This window comes from Neobacillus cucumis (genome assembly GCF_023715505.1).
On sequence record NZ_JAMBOH010000001.1, the window covers coordinates 181,658 to 199,940 of the forward strand.

At 38.7% G+C, this 18,283-nt stretch carries 13 protein-coding genes and 1 pseudogene; 2 read left to right on the forward strand and 12 right to left on the reverse strand.

Going from position 1 to position 18,283, the window contains the following annotated elements; all coding sequences use genetic code 11:
* Window positions 1-143: 143 nt before the first annotated feature.
* From M3226_RS00955 to M3226_RS00965, 3 genes are all read right to left on the reverse strand, one after another.
* Window positions 144-563: a GNAT family N-acetyltransferase gene (locus M3226_RS00955; protein ID WP_251561753.1), complete on the reverse strand. Its 420-nt coding sequence runs from the start codon at window positions 561-563 to the stop codon at window positions 144-146.
* Between the two features lie 203 nt (window positions 564-766).
* Window positions 767-1,324, reverse strand: a complete 558-nt coding sequence (locus tag M3226_RS00960) for a GNAT family N-acetyltransferase (protein ID WP_251561754.1) — start codon at window positions 1,322-1,324, stop codon at window positions 767-769.
* Between the two features lie 172 nt (window positions 1,325-1,496).
* Window positions 1,497-1,874 carry a hypothetical protein gene (locus tag M3226_RS00965; protein WP_251561756.1) on the reverse strand — a complete coding sequence of 126 codons (378 nt, stop codon included), beginning with the start codon at window positions 1,872-1,874 and terminating at the stop codon, window positions 1,497-1,499.
* A 337-nt stretch (window positions 1,875-2,211) separates the two neighbouring features.
* Between M3226_RS00965 and M3226_RS00970 the strand changes: the two are divergent.
* A pseudogene (locus M3226_RS00970) lies at window positions 2,212-2,760 on the forward strand (IS110 family transposase); the annotation flags it as partial.
* Between the two features lie 661 nt (window positions 2,761-3,421).
* On the opposite strand, the gene M3226_RS00975 reads toward M3226_RS00970, so the two are convergent.
* From M3226_RS00975 to M3226_RS00995, 5 genes are all read right to left on the reverse strand, one after another.
* Window positions 3,422-4,459, reverse strand: coding sequence for a hypothetical protein (locus M3226_RS00975; protein WP_251561758.1), 1,038 nt, complete (start codon window positions 4,457-4,459; stop codon window positions 3,422-3,424).
* On the reverse strand, window positions 4,444-5,019 hold the full coding sequence (locus M3226_RS00980; RefSeq protein ID WP_251561760.1) for an RNA polymerase sigma factor: 576 nt from the start codon (window positions 5,017-5,019) through the stop codon (window positions 4,444-4,446). The genes M3226_RS00975 and M3226_RS00980 overlap by 16 nt, the downstream gene beginning before the upstream one ends.
* 285 nt (window positions 5,020-5,304) lie before the next feature.
* A complete protein-coding gene (locus M3226_RS00985) occupies window positions 5,305-5,664 on the reverse strand; it encodes a hypothetical protein (protein ID WP_251561762.1) in 360 nt (119 codons plus the stop codon).
* 301 nt (window positions 5,665-5,965) lie between these two features.
* A complete protein-coding gene (locus M3226_RS00990; RefSeq protein ID WP_251561764.1) occupies window positions 5,966-6,415 on the reverse strand; it encodes a hypothetical protein in 450 nt (149 codons plus the stop codon).
* A 384-nt stretch (window positions 6,416-6,799) separates the two neighbouring features.
* On the reverse strand, window positions 6,800-7,429 hold the full coding sequence (locus M3226_RS00995) for a recombinase family protein (RefSeq protein WP_251561766.1): 630 nt from the start codon (window positions 7,427-7,429) through the stop codon (window positions 6,800-6,802).
* Between the two features lie 1,412 nt (window positions 7,430-8,841).
* On the opposite strand from M3226_RS00995, the gene M3226_RS01000 reads away from it, so the two are divergent.
* Window positions 8,842-9,228, forward strand: a complete 387-nt coding sequence (locus tag M3226_RS01000; protein WP_251561768.1) for a hypothetical protein — start codon at window positions 8,842-8,844, stop codon at window positions 9,226-9,228.
* Between the two features lie 2,664 nt (window positions 9,229-11,892).
* Here the strand turns inward: M3226_RS01000 and cas7c are convergent.
* Genes cas7c through cas3 form a run of 4 tightly spaced genes read right to left on the reverse strand, consistent with a single transcriptional unit; the run spans window position 11,893 to window position 17,399 of the window.
* Window positions 11,893-12,756: a type I-C CRISPR-associated protein Cas7/Csd2 gene (gene cas7c, locus M3226_RS01005; RefSeq protein ID WP_251561771.1), complete on the reverse strand. Its 864-nt coding sequence runs from the start codon at window positions 12,754-12,756 to the stop codon at window positions 11,893-11,895.
* 6 nt (window positions 12,757-12,762) lie between these two features.
* Entirely contained in the window at window positions 12,763-14,541 is a 1,779-nt protein-coding gene (gene cas8c / locus M3226_RS01010; protein ID WP_251561772.1) for a type I-C CRISPR-associated protein Cas8c/Csd1, read from the reverse strand.
* Complete coding sequence (gene cas5c / locus M3226_RS01015; protein WP_251561774.1) at window positions 14,541-15,203, reverse strand: type I-C CRISPR-associated protein Cas5c; 663 nt, start codon at window positions 15,201-15,203, stop codon at window positions 14,541-14,543. The genes cas8c and cas5c overlap by 1 nt, the downstream gene beginning before the upstream one ends.
* A gap of 27 nt (window positions 15,204-15,230) precedes the next feature.
* A complete protein-coding gene (gene cas3 / locus M3226_RS01020; RefSeq protein ID WP_251561776.1) occupies window positions 15,231-17,399 on the reverse strand; it encodes a CRISPR-associated helicase Cas3' in 2,169 nt (722 codons plus the stop codon).
* Window positions 17,400-18,283 lie beyond the last annotated feature (884 nt).

Genomic DNA, 18,283 nt, shown 5'->3' on the forward strand with positions numbered 1-18,283 from the left:
ATTTCAACTAGGATATTCGGCTTTTTTTATAACTTTGTGAAGCGATGTACTTAAAGTAAACTGCCCAGTTAGTCGAATAAGAAAATGACCGCCGTAACGACGATTATCTTGTGCTCAAGCACCCGTTAGTTGAACAAGGTAAGTTACTCTAAATATTCATCACTCAGACTTGGATTTGAATACCTTGCCATTCCAGTTTTCAGCTTTTTTAATCCAAGTTTGCGATAAAATCCTTCATTACCAGTTGTTGATATTAAATGTATACAAGAAACATTACTTAGCTTATCAAGTAAAAACTCCATAATTTTTTTAGCTATTCCTTGCCTTTGAAAATCTCGATGAACCACTACATCATAAATTGCTGCATTAAAAACTCCATCTGTAATCCCTCTACCAATCCCAATAATTCTTCCATTGACCTTAACTAAGGCTACAACATTACTTGCTTCGAATACTTGTCTAATTATCTCGTTTGTATGTTTAGTCCACCCAACAGAAGCATAAACTTCCTTCATTTCATCGAGATTTGCATTGGCAAAATCACTATGAATTTCTATATCCATATATACTCCCTCCTATAAATCGCATATCTAAGTTTTTAAAAATTTTACCATATTTTCATTGTTTCTTCTTCAACTAAACTGCCAGTTATTTCAACAAGAAAAATGACCGCAGCAGCGATCATCATCCTAAACAAAAGCACCCAATTGTTTAAGGAAATTGTTTCACAAAATAAAAAAATATGTGTCGGAACAGCTTTCTACAATTAAAACTCTTCTTCTAAAATAGAATACATATTTATATCTTGATGTTTTCCCTTTACAAATATGCCTTTTCTAATTATTCCTTCAAAAGACATTCCCGTTTTTTCCATCACTCGTGCTGAGCCGATATTTTCCACAAAACACCTGGCTTGAATACGAACTAAATTCATTTTTTCAAAACCGAATTTTATTACTTCTTTTGCTGCCTCAGTAGTTAAGCCATTTCCCCAATAATCTTGAGAAATAACATAGCCAATTTCAGCAATTTTGTGATTTGGTTCCCACCAAACAAAGTCAATAGTCCCGATTAATTTTCCATTATCTTTGTATTCAATTCCCCAAGGAGCCACTTGGCTGTTTTTATATCTGTTTAAGATAATATCAATAAATTCTTTTGTGTCGGATAATGTTTTATGGGTATTCCAAGTAACATACTTAGTTACTTCTTCATTTGCGCCATATGAAAAAATATCTTCAGCATCATCTAAGGTAACTTTTCTAAGAATAAGACGTTCAGTTTCTAATATCGGTAAATTACCATATATTTTTTCAATCTCCATAAGATACCCTCTCCAAATTAACTTGATAAACACTTATTCTATAAGGTTTTGTATTACTCCTCCTTCTTGAACTAAACTGCCCATTAGTTCAATAAGAAAAGCCGCCTGTTTATTGCAGCCAGTCTTCAACTCTTGCACCCATTAGTTCAATAACAATTTTATTTTTTACCTGTTATTTTTTATAACGTAATTTAATAAATTTGGCTGAAGCTGTTAAAATAAGCATCGCAACAGGACCTATTGTCCTGAAGGTAGCATTGGGATTAATTTCAGGATAAATAACTATAAATAAAACTCCTACTAGTAAAGATATTAATGAAAAAAATAACCCTCGATAATAAGGATTAATATCTAAGAACAGATTTAAATAAGTACCAATAAATAAAGACACTAAAATAAGTAAACCAATCGTTGTTTTTATAAGTGTATTAAAATCTGGGGTTAAAATCGCAAGAACGATTGCTAAAGCCATAAAAGCTAATGCTACCAAATATCCATACACTTTATTTTTTTCATTATTTCTTAGTTGTTCAATGAATTTCTGAATCACTTTATTATCAGTCCTTAAAAAAATTCTACCTATTTTTATACGTTTCCCAAGCCATTAAGGTTTCAATCCTTGTTAAACTAACCTGCCCGTTAAGCGTAAAAATCGGCTCTTCACCACAAAGAATGAAAATATATTGAATCCGGCGATAATGTTCCTAAGGCTGGGAGAGGAAGGTCGATAAACTATGGTGCCTTAGAGCCCATCCGTTAGTCTGACTCCAACGACCACGGTGCACCACAAACTGTCGCTCCCTTACGGGAAGCACTCATGGTAGATTAATCCTAATTCTGATTGTTGCACCAGCCTCCAATATACAAGCCTAGAAAGGAAGTTTTCAATGGATGTAATGATTGAAAGAGCATGTGGTTTGGATGTCCATAAGGACAATATCACTGCTTGCATTATGACTTCACAAGGAAAGGAGATTCAAACATTTTCTACTAAAACGGTTTTTATTTTAAAGTTATTGGACTGGATTAAGGAGAATAATTGTACTCACGTAGCTATGGAAAGCACGAGTGTTTATTGGAAACCTATTGTTAACTTATTAGAGTCCGAAGGAATCGAATTTTTAGTGGTAAATGCCCAACATATGAAAGCTCTCCCAGGACGCAAAACTGATGTTAAGGATGCAGAATGGATTGCCCAACTTCTTCGCCATGGACTACTTAAAGCTAGTTTCATTCCTGATCGGAACCAACGAGAACTGCGGGAACTGGTTCGCTATCGCCGTAGTATTATTGAAGAACGCGCCAGACAACACAATCGGATTCAAAAGGTTTTAGAAGGTGCCAATATCAAACTTGGTTCTGTTGTATCTGATATTATGGGAGTTTCGTCGAAGGATATGCTTCGAGCAATCGCAGATGGTGAGAATGATCCTGAAAAACACTTCGATGTTTGTTTATCTTATAGACACCATCCCGATAGTAGTCGTTTAATAGTAGATGTTTCTTACTTACAACGTTCCGATTAACCTAGCTTTACATATATCCGTAGGTGCTTACTTTAAGCCTATCAATTCTATATCTTCGTTTGTTAGATATACCGAGGTTCCTATGTACTAATCGTACTTTTCGGTGATTGACACTGCAATTACAGTATACGTCTTTCGAGCATATTAATATTTTAGACCCGTACATTCGCAAGTTCGTCAGTCCTACTGGACATTCTCACCTTAGATATTTTGTAGCATCCCGACCTATCGTGAACCATATTCTATGTAAGAACTTAGGTCCATTTCAGCCGACTTTACCTAGCTTCATACACATTCAGGCTACTACTATCCTGTGCATGTAGGAGTATCAGATAACTCGTTTCAACTCAACATGACGGTTTTCATTCCGAGTTTCGATTAATCAGTTGTAATTGCCTTTCGGCAATCCTCCTATTTCGTGTTTTTACACTTATAAGGAAACGTTTCGCGCAGTACGATACTTCACAATCTTAAACATAAAGAACAACTAGTGATTTTCTCATAAAAAAGGTCGTCCTTTGACGACCTTTCTAAATCCTATTCATGTTTAACAGTAAGCTAGAATATACCATTACTTTTTGGGTGCTTGTTCAAATGTTTCTAATATTTTTTTCATTTCTTCTACGGTACATCCTTGGCTAGACACCTCGTAAATGACCCCGTTTACCTTTGTAGAAAATAAAGGATCATACGGAGCATGCTCATAAGTACGGCGGTATTGAGTCCATTTCACGCCATTGGAAATAAATTCTCCGATTTTGTGGTTGGGGTCATACTGAAAATCACCATTATAATCAACATGGTTTCCTTTAATGATCCCGTCTTGATATCCTTCTGGATATTCTTGTATCCAGATAAATTTATCAGTGATGTGATCATCACCTGGTATTGTGAATGTCTGCCCAATGCTGCTTTGGGGTGTAGGTCGGTACTCAAGTTTTACATGATAGCGAGAACCGTCGTTACGTAAAGCTATAGAGGTTCTCTTTAACTCAGGAGATTGTAGTATTCTTAAAAACGGTACTACTTTGCGGATGTTTTGATAAGCCGCCTGAACCTCCGTTGGATCATTCTTTCCGCCGAAAATAGACTTTACATCCGGTTTTTCCACTGGTTTTGCCCGTTTTAGAACCTGATAATACTCGATAGTCCGCTTCCTCGCCGTACCTCCCAGTATTTCAACTGCAATATATTTATCTGGTGATTTATCCTTAATGGAATAATAGTTGGAGTCCGGAGGATATTGCGTAGTATCACCTTCCTGTAAAAACTCCCAATCCCCAATACGGGAGATTGTGCCTAGTTTCGAAGCTAATTGCTCTTTGGATACTCTCTCAACTGTCGGTATATAGTAATGAGCGTCGTGAACAAGGTATTCTGAATAAGGATGAGTAGGTTGATCGCTTGTCCCAAAGAGCTTAAGCCCAGCCCAGCTTGGTGTAACATTCGGAACCAACAGCAAGAAAAGAACAGTTAAAGCTACAAATATGACCGCCTTTTTCGAATTAAACCTTTTTTTCTTTTTTAAGATGCTTTCAATATCTATTTCTTCTGGAAGCCGGATTTGTCGTTGAACGTATTTCAATGTGTTTTTTAATTCTTGTTCCATGTCCATCCCTCCTTCAGAGATATATCTCCATGTGATGATGACAGTAATTGTTTCTTAAGCTCGCCTCTGGCGTGATGAAGTCGTGATTTAACCGTTCCCTCACTAACGGTAAGGATCGAAGCGATTTCCGAGATAGATAAATCCTGCATGTAGTATAAAATGATAACGGTCTGATGTTTCAATGAAAGTTTATGAATACATTGATATAACTCCTTTTGGTTTTCCTCCTGAAGATAAATCTGTTCCGGCTGCCCATCCCTAGACTTGTCCAAAATATCCTTCCACGGATAAAAGAATCGTTTTCGCTTTGCCATTTTCCATGTTACATGCAGCAAAATTTGATGAAACCAGGTTTTAAACGATGCTATTTCAGGATTAAATCGATGTATGGATTTATATGTACGAATTAGAGCCTCCTGAACCGCATCATCTGCCCCGGCTCTTTCCCTTAGAAGCATATACGCTACCTGGTATGCTGAAGGGATATAAGGTTTCAATAGTGAATTGAATGCATTATGATCCCCAGACTGAGCTTTAATAAGTTCTTCATGTTCCGTCACGTCCCAACCTCCCTTATCTACCTACTTATTCCCCCAAGAATAGGAAATGGTTCATTTTTTCGTAAATTTTTTCTAAAAAGTTCTAAAAGAAAAAGCCACCATTAGGCAGCCGTATTTTATAGTAAATTCGCTTTCACAGAAAATTTTCCTTCTTGAAGTAACCTGACGCGTTAGTTGATCAACGAAAAAAAGAGGCTGCCGCCGGCAACCCCATCTTCAACTCAAGCACCCGTTAGTGAAAGAAGAACATTTCAACATCGTCTCAGGGTTTAAGATACAAATTTCTCATTTTTCCCGATAAGCTGAACAATGTTCATCGGAAATACGGTAATTTTCCCTGCCTGTTAAAGCTGCTACTTCCACTAATTTATGACCGAGACTGTCCCATACCGCAACTGCATTCAAGGTTACCCATTCAAGATTTCCCCGTGCAAGCCGAAAGGAATAATAATCATTATCTGTTGTTACCAAGACTTCTTTATAAGTAATCTGCTTGTTTTTTCGGTTTTGAATCACCAAAACAAAGTCTAGCTTTTCTTCTTCTTTGGGTATCTGGATAATCCGTGCTACAAACATTCCATTAGGGTTCTTCTTTGTTTTATAAATTTTTTCTGCTTCTATTTTTAGTTCTGGTCTGCCCTTCATAATCTCTCCCTCCATACTTATATTTTATCCGATGATTTATACAAATTCCCAGCCAGTAATGATAATCCACTGTTCAACTAAACTGCCATTTTAGTTGAATAACGAAAAAAGGACTGCCAAAACAGCCCCATTGTTGAGAAAGTAAAGCACCCGTTACTTTAAGTGCCATTTTTCACAAAGTTTAAAGTGAATTTAAATCGGTTTCCAATCCAATTGATTCATCAAATCAGACCAAGTAATACAGTTTATGTTCGTTTAGTTCACCCAGACTTATCGCTTTCGCTTATAATAAGTTCTTTATTTACTGCACTTCCCATTTGAATTTTCCATTATACTGTTTAAGTTGTTTTTTCACTTGTTCCAATTCATAAAAACCTGAATGCGCTTTATTGACAATTTCTTCATCCGTTTTACCTTCTTTTAGAAGAGTCCTGATAAGTTCATATCTTGATGCTTCAAACTCAAAATAACCATGATATACATTAAGCTGATTTCTTATGTCTTTTAATTCAACATAGCTGGTTGTTGCTATATAAACAATCTCTTGGTCTGTTTTGCCCATTTGTATAAGAGTTCTAACAATGCTATATCTTTGGTTTACTTGACCTGTCGCATATCCTTCTCCCCATCCGTCATCCCAAGCTATATCGTAGCATTCTTTGCAAGGAAGACACTCTTCTTCCTTCTCTTTAACTAATCCCAATAGTAATGGTAATGAAATTAATGTGATAAGAAAGAATGTTTGTTTCACAAAAGTCACACCTTTTTTACCTTAGTATGACCTTTTAGCTCACTAAATGAGTCAAAAACGCATTAATCGTTTTTCTTATTCAAAACTGCCCCTTTAGCACAACAACAAAAAAGGATTGCTGCAGCAATCCCTTCCTGAACTTAGTTGAACAAGGTCTATTTTTTCTGACTATCCTTTATTGTTTTTATCATTGCTAAAAAAATTATAATTACAAAAATAATAGAGAATAAAATCACCATAAACACAGTAATCCACCCCTAACCTTTCCCTAAATTATACCATAACTGGAAATTATTTAGTTGGATTTTTTCTTAAACTAACCTGCCCGTTAGCTTAAGTACAATTTTTCACAAACTTATTCTTGATTTAAAAAGGCACTATTGCTTAGTGCCTACTCACTTCATATTCCTTCATGATTTTATAAAATGTATTTTTCTTTAAATCCATTTTATTCATAAATTCAACTGCCGTTATTTCGTTTTTTTTCCATGATTCATATTTAGTTTTTAAAATTACTTTCTGTTTCTCATTTAATGATTCTAGGCTTATTTTCGGTCTTCCTAGATGTTTACCTTTTGCTTTGGCCGATTCAATTCCTTCTCGTTGCCTCCTATTAATATCCTCTCTTTCTTTTTCAGCAACGAACGAAAGAACCTGCAATACTAAATCAGAAACAAATGTCCCCAAAGTATCCTTGTGTTGTGTTGTATCCAGCAATGGCATATCAATTACCCTAATGTCAGCTTTTATTTCGGTAGTAATGATTTCCCATTCTTTTTTAATATCTTTAGAATTTCGACCAAAACGGTCTATCGACTTTATATAAAGTAAATCACCTTCACGTAAGCACTGTTTTAGTGCTTTGTATTGGGGGCGATTAAAATTTTTCCCGCTTTCCTTATCTATAAATATATCCCTATCATTTATACCTAGTTCAAGCATTTCGTTAAGTTGACGGTCAATATTTTGGTCTTTACTGCTTACTCGAATATAACCGAATATTTTATTTTTCATGATGTAAGTATCTCCTTGATGCTTTTCTGTATGATACTTAAATCATAACAAAATAGCTTATAAAGGTATATGCTATTTTACAAACGTTTATAAATATTTTTAGGATCTTTTAAAACTATTCAATCATTGATAAATTAAATAGTGTAATAGTGTTTATAATGGTATACCTTTTAAAACGCTATGCAGAAAGAAAAAGCTAAATAGATATAAAATTAAATAAAATAATAAACCAATTCTATTTTTAGAAATGATTTATTTTTGTCCCCCCCCTTTTCAGGGATGTGACACTAATAATATATAAACAGGTATTTTGAAAACATTGATACATGAGTCTTTTATTTGCTCTTTATATGATATTAACAGATTTAATTTGTGAAAAAATTGTGGTGTTTTGCACCAATCTGCCTCCATCTTTGGGAGTGCCAAAAATTTGGTACTTCACTACTTTTTCTCCTCCGATTTCAATCCACGCATCCATGTAAGGATGCGACTTATTCTCATGGTTTTTAAATGGGTGGGCTTCATTATTTCAATCCACGCACTCACGTAGAGTGCGACAATGAGGGGGGTTAATAAATGGCTTTAAACTTATGATTTCAATCCACGTACTCATATTGAGTGCAACCAAAAGGCTGTGCCGCATGTTTCGAGCCATCCGATATTTCAATCCACGCATCCATGTAGGATGCGACCTACCATGAACTGCACGACACGCTTGATAATGTTATTTCAATCCACGCACCCATGGAGGATGCGACTAATTACGTTCAGTATCGTGAGCTGGCGTTTTGAATTTCAATCCACGCACCATATAGGATACGATGAAAGCAGAGCAGGACGAAATCTTCGAATACTGGTTTCAATCCACGCACCCATGTAGGATGCGGCTACGCCCTTTATCTTTATTCCAGACCGGTTTAAAATTTCAATCCACGCATCATGAGGATGCGACGTAAACGATATTCGTGCGGTCCACACTCAAATATTTCAATCCACGCATCCTTGTAGGATGCGACGTGTTGGCTCCATCTGTGAGAGCATCCTTGATTTTATTTCAATTCACGCATCCATATAAAATGCAACCATGTCGCGTTGGAGTAGCCGCTTGATATACGCTGAATTTCAATCCACGCATCCATGTAAGGATGCGACTCGGAACACTTGCCACTCTTCATGAGTCCAGCCCGTATTTCAATCCACGCACTCGTGCAGAGTGCTGCTGGATGGTGATATCTTACTTGTTAGTTGTCGCTTGATTTCAAACCACGCACTCATGTAGAGTGCGACAAGTTAAGAAAGAAAAGTATTTCATTGATCAGGATTTCAATCCACGCACTCATGTAGAGTGCGACGGTATGACATACGGCATCATCGATGACCCTTTCAAATTTCAATCCACGCATCCATGTAGGATGCAACGATCAAGTAATTACGCACTCATGCAGAGTGCGACCCATCATTACCTGTTCTTGATAGATCATGATACCATTTCAACCCACGCAGCCATGGAGGATACGACTATAATGCTTTATTCCGAATACTCCATCTCCAATATTTCAATCCTCGCATCCATTAAGGATGCGACTTCGAATATCCGCCTCTTGCTAAGGCATAAGGGATATTTCAATCCACGCATCCTTGTTGGATGCGACAGGGAGGTCGGAAATTTGCCAATCGTTGTACGTGTTTCAATCCATGCACCCATTTTAAGTACGACTAACTATGCCTGCGAAATCAACAATGCCTGCTTGGTTTCAATCCACGCACTCATGCAGAGTGCGACGCCAAGTTGTTATTAAGAGCGATTTCGAATTGACCATTTCAATCCACGCATCCCTGAAGGATGCGACTGCACTAAATGCTGGACCTTCATAATTCCACATATTTCAATCCACGCATCCAGAAGGATGCGACAATGTACAAGTGACCAATACTGCAGAAGGACAAACATTTCAATCCACGCACTCATGTAAGAGTGCGACAACGTCTCCAGAGTCGGAGTGATCTTCATGTTTTTATTTCAATCCTCGCATCCATGAAGGATGCGACTCAATTTATCCACCACAAAGGCGCATCGGTTTTATTTCAATCCACGCATCCATGTAGGATGCGACAATAAATATCCTGTTCAGGGATTGTCGGATATGGTATTTCAATCCACGCATCCATGTAAGGATGCGACACCGGCTTTGCATACTGACGGGACTTGCCCTCAAAATTTCAATCCACGCATCCATGAAGGATGCGACTAATAACCGTAACGGTTCCTGCTACATTCGCATTATTTCAATCCACGCATCCATATAGGATGCGACCTCATTAAGAGACAGATTACACCCGAATACCAAAAATTTCAATCCACGCATCCATGTAGGATGCGACGATCATAAGAAGGAAGAGTGCGACGTCACGCCGTTTTGTTTATGTACGTTTGTATCGTTATTTCAATCTACGCACTCATGAAGAGTGCGACGCGCTTATCTACTTCATCCTTTTCCACCAGTAACCTATTTCAATCCACGCACTCATGAAGAGTGCGACATTAGAAACTAGAACTGAAGAGTTATTCCCTTCCATATTTCAATCCACGCACTCATGTAGAGTGCGACCTTGGTAGTTCGATAAATTTCTGTTTCCAGTTCATATTTCAATCCACGCATCCATGAAGGATGCGACAGAAGGCGACCATGCCAAGTACGAAAAGATGATATTTCAATCCACGCATCCATGTAGGATGCGACCTTGCGTAACTCTCGCAGTACCTCCGCTTGGAAATTTCAATCCACGCATCCATGTAGGATGCGACAATAAATTACCTTTGCATGTTACAGTGATCGCTGAATTTCAATCCACACATCCATGTAGGACGTGACTCATTTTTTACATCATTCAGATCGCTAAAACTGTATTTCAATCCACGTATCTATGTAGGATGCGACCTTTTGAATAGCTGGTTCCTTGCGTTGCCTTGATATTTCAATCCACGCATCCATTTAGGATGCGACACGTTCGAATCCCGAACGTCTTTTCTTCTGCTCAATTTCAATCCAAGCATCCATGTAAGGATGCGACCTTGTTCGGCTGACCGTTTCTGTACTTCGTCTTTATTTCAATCCACGCACTCATGCAGAGTGCAACCGGAAAAGTAGGATGCGACTCATATGCCTATTCCTAATAGTTGGAGCCAAAAATTTCAATTCACGCATCCATGTAGGATGCGACGATTTGAAACGCGATATGGAAGCGATGGGGTTATTTCAATCCACGCATCCATATAGGATGCGACTTAACAAAGTCGATTAGCCCTTTATAACCAATCTGATTTCAATCTACGCACTCATACAGAGTGCGACACTGGCAACGGAGACACCGTCACATTTAAAAATATATTTCAATCCACTCACTCATGCAAAGTGAGACTATGATCGATGTAGCCGCCGGATTTGCCTGTGGTATTTCAACCCACGCACTCATCAGAATTCGACGGTATGACATAAGACATCATCGATGAGGAAATTTTAATCCACGCACTCATGCAGAGTGCGACATTTCTTTCGTGGCAAAATGGAGGGCATCACCGTAATTTCAATCCACGCATCCATGTAGGATGCGACCGATCCAGGCGCATTTACTAAAACAATCCAAGAATTTCAATCCACGCACTCATGCATAGTGCGACCGGGATTTGGTTGGACCGCGATCCCCTTTTTATTTCAATCCACGGATCCATGGCGATGCGACTAAAGAATGTTCGCCGCACGAATGGCGTCTGTTCCATTTCAATCCACTCACTCATGCAAAGTGAGACGCTTGAGCAGTACCGGAAAGTTGAACAGTGTCATCATTTCAATCCACACATCCATAAAGGATGCGACGCACTGTTTCCTCTTCTTTCTCTTGTATAGTAGATTTTCAATCCACGCATCCTTGTAGGATACGACAATCGTTCATTTATCAATGGATTTCGGTGAGAATAATTTCAATCCACGCACTCATGAAGAGTGCGACCAACATGGCTGTGGGCTTTACCAGTTGTATTCCAATTTCAATCCACGCATCCATGTAGGATCCGACATCGATGACCACCAAAGCCCGGATATGCTGAACATATTTCAATCCACGCATCCATGAAGGATGCGACCTGGGTCGTACTTTTGAGCCTTAGTGATATCGGTATTTCAATCCACGCACTCATGAAGAGTGCGACGAGATTTGACAGTGAGAGGAACCGTTGACGGCAAATTTCAATCCACGCATCCATGTAGGATGCGACCGTTTTTTTTCTGCCTGGATCGCTGTACCATCCATATTTCAATCCACGCACTCATGAAGAGTGCGACGTGCTGAACCTGACCAATTCATTAACTTTACTAAATTTCAATCCACGCACTTATGAAGAGTGCGACAAAAAGCAAATTACAAGGAGCTCAATCCCACAGGGACTGCACTCCTTGCTCGTAGAGTTATTTCTCGATCATTGTCACTCCGGCAGGTATCTTATCCCGTTCAATATCCACGTGATAATCATAGAAACTTCGGGCAGGACGAGTTTCATCCTTCTTTGTTGCTTTCACAAGGTCGAACAATTGATAAGCAGGTGCATTCCCTAAAGCACTTTCATGTTTAAATATATAAAGTTTACGAGAAGACATTTTCCCACGAGCTGCGGAATGGTCATGGTCAAACATATTAGTCAAAGCATCCCATAATAATTGAAGGTCAGCCTCAGTAAAACCCGCTTTCTTTGCTAAATGCGCAGAAACGAAACCTTCCACCTTGTATAATCCATAGGGGATAATATGCTTTCTTCCCATCGCACGTTCTTTTTCCAAATCTCTTTCGTTCGTAACCGCCATTCTTGTAATCGTGATTTCTTGAGGCACGATTGGGTCGATGCTACGCGAAAAAGCTAATTGAACCGGACCTTGAACTTGACCACCATTTACTTCGTTTGTCATCACAGCTCCAAAGGTACGAATATCGAAAAAGGTGGAACACAAGAATTCCGTAATTTGGCGCGCTAGTTCTTTATCTTTGGGTAATTTCTTTGATTCTGGTTTGATTCCTAAATGATCATACGCCTTTTTGTGCTGAAGATTTAATACTCCGCCCTCTCGAACATAAATATCGTACCCGTCAGCACCCTCTTTGACAATATCCACGTAGTTCCGGATTTTTCTTTTTAGACAAACATCGGTCGCAATACCAAATCCGGTCTCTGGATCAATTCGCGGCATATTTCCGGCATCCGGATCCCCATTTGGATTTCCATTTTCGACATCATAGAATAATACAAACTCATATCGGTTTTGAATGACTTCACTCATTGTTATTTACCTACTTTCCTCTTTGGTTTTCTTTTCATATAGTGATGATCGTTGGTGATAGTAGCCTAAGACAAACAAACCTTGATCTTCAAGGTTAAAATGACTTGGGAACTGGGTTATTCCATTCATCACCTCTTCAATTTTCTTATCCATGCTCCACCCATATTCTGCTTTTGATATATGGTGTTGTGCTAACCGTAACAGAAGGGGGAATACAGAACCCGGGGAGGCAGAAGCTGCTCCAAAATAACGGTCACGTATGGTCGCATTGATGCCTGGATTAGCATCCTGCTGAGCTTTTTCTAATAGAGCGAAAAGGCGTCCCAATCGATAAGATATCTTTGAGTTTTTTTCGTCTAATTTCATGGAGATTGGTACCTCATTTCGTTTATGGAATCGGTTGTTACGTGTTAAGTAGGCTTTAATCATAGATGCCCGAATATAATTAACCTTTTGATCAGCTCGGATTCTCGAGATCATAGACTGATATAATGCTTGCGGGTAAGGTCCCCCTGTTAAGATCGAACGCATTAAAATCCCACCGAGCAAAGGGGCAATTCGTTTGGCATCACCTAATGGAGCCGTTTCTTTCAAGATTAAGCTGATTGGTATGTAATCAGGCTCATTGGCAAAACCTTTGACTAATGATAAATCTGCATAATGCTGAATAATTTTTTCAACAAAAGAACCAAAAGAATCCATATGCCAAAACCTGATGGATAGCCGACTAGCATTAGGAGCTAGTCCCAAAATGTAAAAATTAACATTCAAATCCACTTCGTCACGCAAGGCTTCTCGAATAGGAGAACCTGCTTTAATCTTTAAAAAGATATCTTTTAATAAATCAAGCGTTTTCGGATCTCTTTCAAATCTTTTGGGTTCATCTCCCGCTTCTTGTGATTCTACTTGAGAAGGGTAAAATAAAGCGCTCAACAAATCTTCTTCTAATCCTGGACGTTCCGCCCAAAAAACAGTTGTTGTATCGCCAATCCTGATTCGATGTTTTTCGTTACGCAGCAAATAATTTAAAGCGGTCGTGTAGCCAAAAGTGGCGCTGGCACTTACCGGGGCATTGCCACCACCTTCCTTTCCGTACGAGGTAAACGATTCCTGGTTAAAAGATACCAATGATGCTCCACTAGACTGTGCGCCCACTACCCCCTTTATATTTGGGTGCAAACGAGCAATAGGGGAATATTCTCCTGTAACTAAACATTGTTCAATCAGATCAGACTCCCGTTGTAAGGCGAACCTTTCCCACTTTTCCATAATCATAGGTCGCTCATGTAAATATCCGATTTCTCCCTCCAGACGAAAAACAAGAATACCCCCTTTGTCCAACTCTTCTACAAGACTAGCAATCAAAGGGTGATTTTCAGCCTTTTTAGGGTCCCACGTTCGGAGAAATTGAAGCAAAGCGATTGCCCCTTTGTCTTGAATATCACCAATAATTTCTTCGTGAAGTCTGGCAAAATGGTTGAACGTATTAATACTTCGTTCCTTTTTGCCACTCTTTGCTAAACCGAGTACATAAGTCGCATTATCACACATAAAATTTGCCGAAATGCCGGATGAACGTTTTACCTGTTCGGGCACATTCATTTCACGAGATACGAGGTTCTTTCCTCTTTCCACTCTCATATCAATGATATTAGTTAATATTCCATTTGCGCTGATCACAAGAGCATGGGAAACTTTCGCTATACTATATCCCGGTCTGCTGATTTCGGCATGTTCGTCGTTTAATAAAGTTTCATAATATTGATATAACTTTTGGAGAATCACTAAATGACCATCCCCTTTTCGATCCACGGAACATCAATAATTCCATCTTTCATTGATGCTCTGAAAAATTGAGCAGACCGGTTGTTTTGATAATCAATGTCCCACAGCATCCATCCCAAATCTCGTTCTTCACCATGGTAAACAGACGGTATCATTTCGTCTTTATCTAAGAGACGAAACATGGCTGGAAACTCTTTGCACCCCAGGTAAGGTTGGTGAAAACATTGACCTTGACGTGCCCGTCGGATTGCAATATTATAATGTTTTTCCGTGGTATCCTCTGGTCCAGCAAGATCAGTCATATTAAAATGTGCTTCAACTATATAAGCAACATCCCGGAGTAAGAGTGTAGCACGTTGCTGCCTATCGTCATTTGGATATTGATGTAAATCCTCTTCATTTCCCTTCATAGCAGACTTAATTTTTGTTTCAGATATTTTACTTCCCACTTCGTTTCGACGAATGTTATCAAACCGAATCGGGTTTAAGACATGAATCCGATCCACGACCCATTGGATCGCAGGCTTCCAGTGAATGGATTCTAGGATGCCTCTGGCAGCAGAAGGAGTTATGACGTCATAACTGACGCGCTCTCCTTTCATCTCCGGGCGGGTAAAACAAGCATAATTACCCCAGATCAACAAACGAATTCCATAGCCCATAAAAAAAATCACCTTTCTATGAAAACATTAATCTTTCAACTCAGTTGCAGGTACCAGACCAACATGTTCATTGTAATAAGTTTGGATTAACTCTTCTCTCAATACAAAAAAACGCGATGCTATTTCTTCAATAATGCCACGCTCAAGCATGGTCTGAAACTCATTGTCATAAACTTGAACGCTGTATTTTTGGAGTTTCCTTAAATATGTTGCAGGAAAATCACTATGCCTTATTTCTTTGATTAACTTCCGGGATTGACCATCCCAGGGAACGATCACTGATGCCGCATCTTCAATTAATTTAAATTTCTCTGCAATGGTCCGGAACGGAAAAGCGAGTTCTTTTTCCCTCTCTTGGATAAGAGGTAAAATCCCTTCTCGGTCGAGCCCCTCACGTTCAATGTCGAAGAGCTCAGTAAAATAGTCTTCAATAGCAGCTAAACTTAACAAATCCGAATGACGATTCATCACATTTAATCCAACTTGAGCAGTTCTGCTAAGCCATCCCGGCGGCAATCCGTGTTTCTCTGTCGGTATGAATACATAGACAATTCCTTCGCTCCGCAATCCTTCCCGGTTACAACGTCCGGCTGCCTGAGCGATGGAATCGATTCCTGCTATACTGCGATAGACAATCGGAAAGTCAACATCCACTCCCGCCTCAATCAATTGGGTAGAGATTACACGGCATGTTTCTCCTTTTTTTAGACGTTCTCGAATAGTCTTTAGGATTTCAGTTCGGTGAGCCGGACACATGCGCGTGCTTAGATGAAAATTCCCATCTCCACTACACTTTTCGAAAAGGATCCGGGCATGCTTTTTGGAGTTAACGATACATAAGACTTGATCATGCGACATTAACTTTTCCGCTAATTCATCATCGGTAACGGGTTTTTTTAGTTGGGTAACTTTCACCCGTTTTAAGTTTTGATACAATTGTTCAGGATCCTGGATAATCTCGACCGGCTGGTATTCTTTTGGTAAAAACGAATTCAACGCTGGTTGTGTCGCCGTACATAGAAGAACGGTAGATTGATAATTTGCTACCAGTTCGACCAACGAATTCACACACGGTTTTAAAAATGGAGTCGGAATCATTTGAGCTTCATCCATCACGATGACACTTTTAGCTATATTGTGAAGTTTCCGACAACGCGACGTTCTCGACCCGAATAATGATTCGAAGAACTGAACATTGGTTGTAACAATAATGGGAATATCCCAATTCTCTGAAGAGAGACGCAATTTTTCCATTATTTTAGTTTGATCTTCCAACCTATCTTCCGGTAAATCAAAGCTGCTATGATGCTCTAAAACGTTTAATACTCCGAATATTTCTCTAAAGTTTTCCGCGTTCTGTTCAATGATGGTTGTATATGGGATGACATAAATAATCCTTTCCATGCCATATATTTTCGCATGATTAAGCGCAAAAGCCATAGATGATAAGGTTTTTCCTCCTCCTGTTGGAACTGTTAAAGAAAAAACGCCTAGTTTGGAGCTCGCTTTATCACGGCACTGCTTTAGGATCTCTCCTCGAATGCGATTCACTTTGGACGGGTTAGCATTCCTTGTTTTTTCCAACAGTGAGCTATCTAACTTGTCCAGTAATTCTCGAATCGAACGATACTTACCCCGAAGAGAAGATTTATTCTCATTCATAGCCCGCTCAGTATCTAAAAAATCAGCGTCAACCAAAGAAGAAAATAAAAAACGAATCCAAAATTGAAGGCTAAACCCGAGGCTAGATGGTGTATCCAATCGAGGGAAATGAACCCCTGAAGGATTGGGTAAACGAATCTCGCTGTTGAAATATTGATAATCAGGCAAATTAGTGGCGAGCAATCGAGAACTTAATGAAGATTCATTTTCTGGACTTCCGAAATCGGGAAGTCCAGCGTGATGCCCGGCAATCGTATATGCAATCAATCTTCCATATAATTTATTCCATTTTTCCGCTTCAATAGCACCAGCAGTCGAGTGAATAACCTTGCGTTTATCACCTTCTAATCGCTTCTGGAATTCAATAGAGTATTTGCCGATGTCGTGAAGTAGCCCAGCAATGTAGGCAAACGATCCTCCTTGAAAGGGATTGGCAAATTCACTAGCCCGATTCGCAACGTCATTTAAATGGTCTTTTAATAGATGCCAATCGATTTTATCTCTGTTGTTGGTGGAATGTGCATAATATTTCACGTTTTGTCTTCACCTTCTCATTTGTGAAGTTCTAATTTTATCAAAATACATCCTACTTATTACTTATTTTAACGTAAAACCCATTGATTACCTAATTTAAAATTGCGTAAATATGAATATTTTAGAAAGTTCATTTACTTTATATATTTCATAATGAAAAAAATTTTAAAGAAGGAATAAACAGAGACCTCAACAACTTAGTAAGAGGCGATGTACAGGATTACAAAATTTGTTACAAGGAAAATAGTGATTATGTTTGGACTAAATTAATGGGGACACAGAAAGAAACGGTTCAATATTTTTTGAAGAATGCACCGATTAAATAACTGCATAAAAAATTACTAAAACAAATTCTAAAAGTTATAAGTTTTGGACAGACACAAAACAATTAATAAAAGTTCCTGTGTTTGTTGTTATTATTGTCTAAAAGTTAGTCTAAAATAAGAAATACAAAAGATATTAGTCTTTTAGACAACAAGAGAGGGAAAACATAAAAATGGGTTAATAAATAAAAAAAAGATGAATTCGTATCGATTTCATCCCCATTCCACAAATGAAGGAATCCTAAGGAACCCAGCTTTTGTTAAGTTTCGAAACTTCACCCGGCACTTGATCGGCTCAATTTGCCTAAACATATTATCCTCTGAAATAACATGCAACTGATTGAATAAATTTTTCATTTCAGACGGTCGCATAGACTCCATGAACCCAGCCAGTCTGCCATCTAGAAATCTCACTAGCAACCCAATTTCGCCTTTTCTGAGCCCAGTAATCATCACATCATCATTATTGGTAATTAATCACCTTGAGCCACGCCTGGATGATTTACCGACATCATAATGGGAATCCTTTCGCTTTAGAACTATGCCCTCTACACTTTGCTT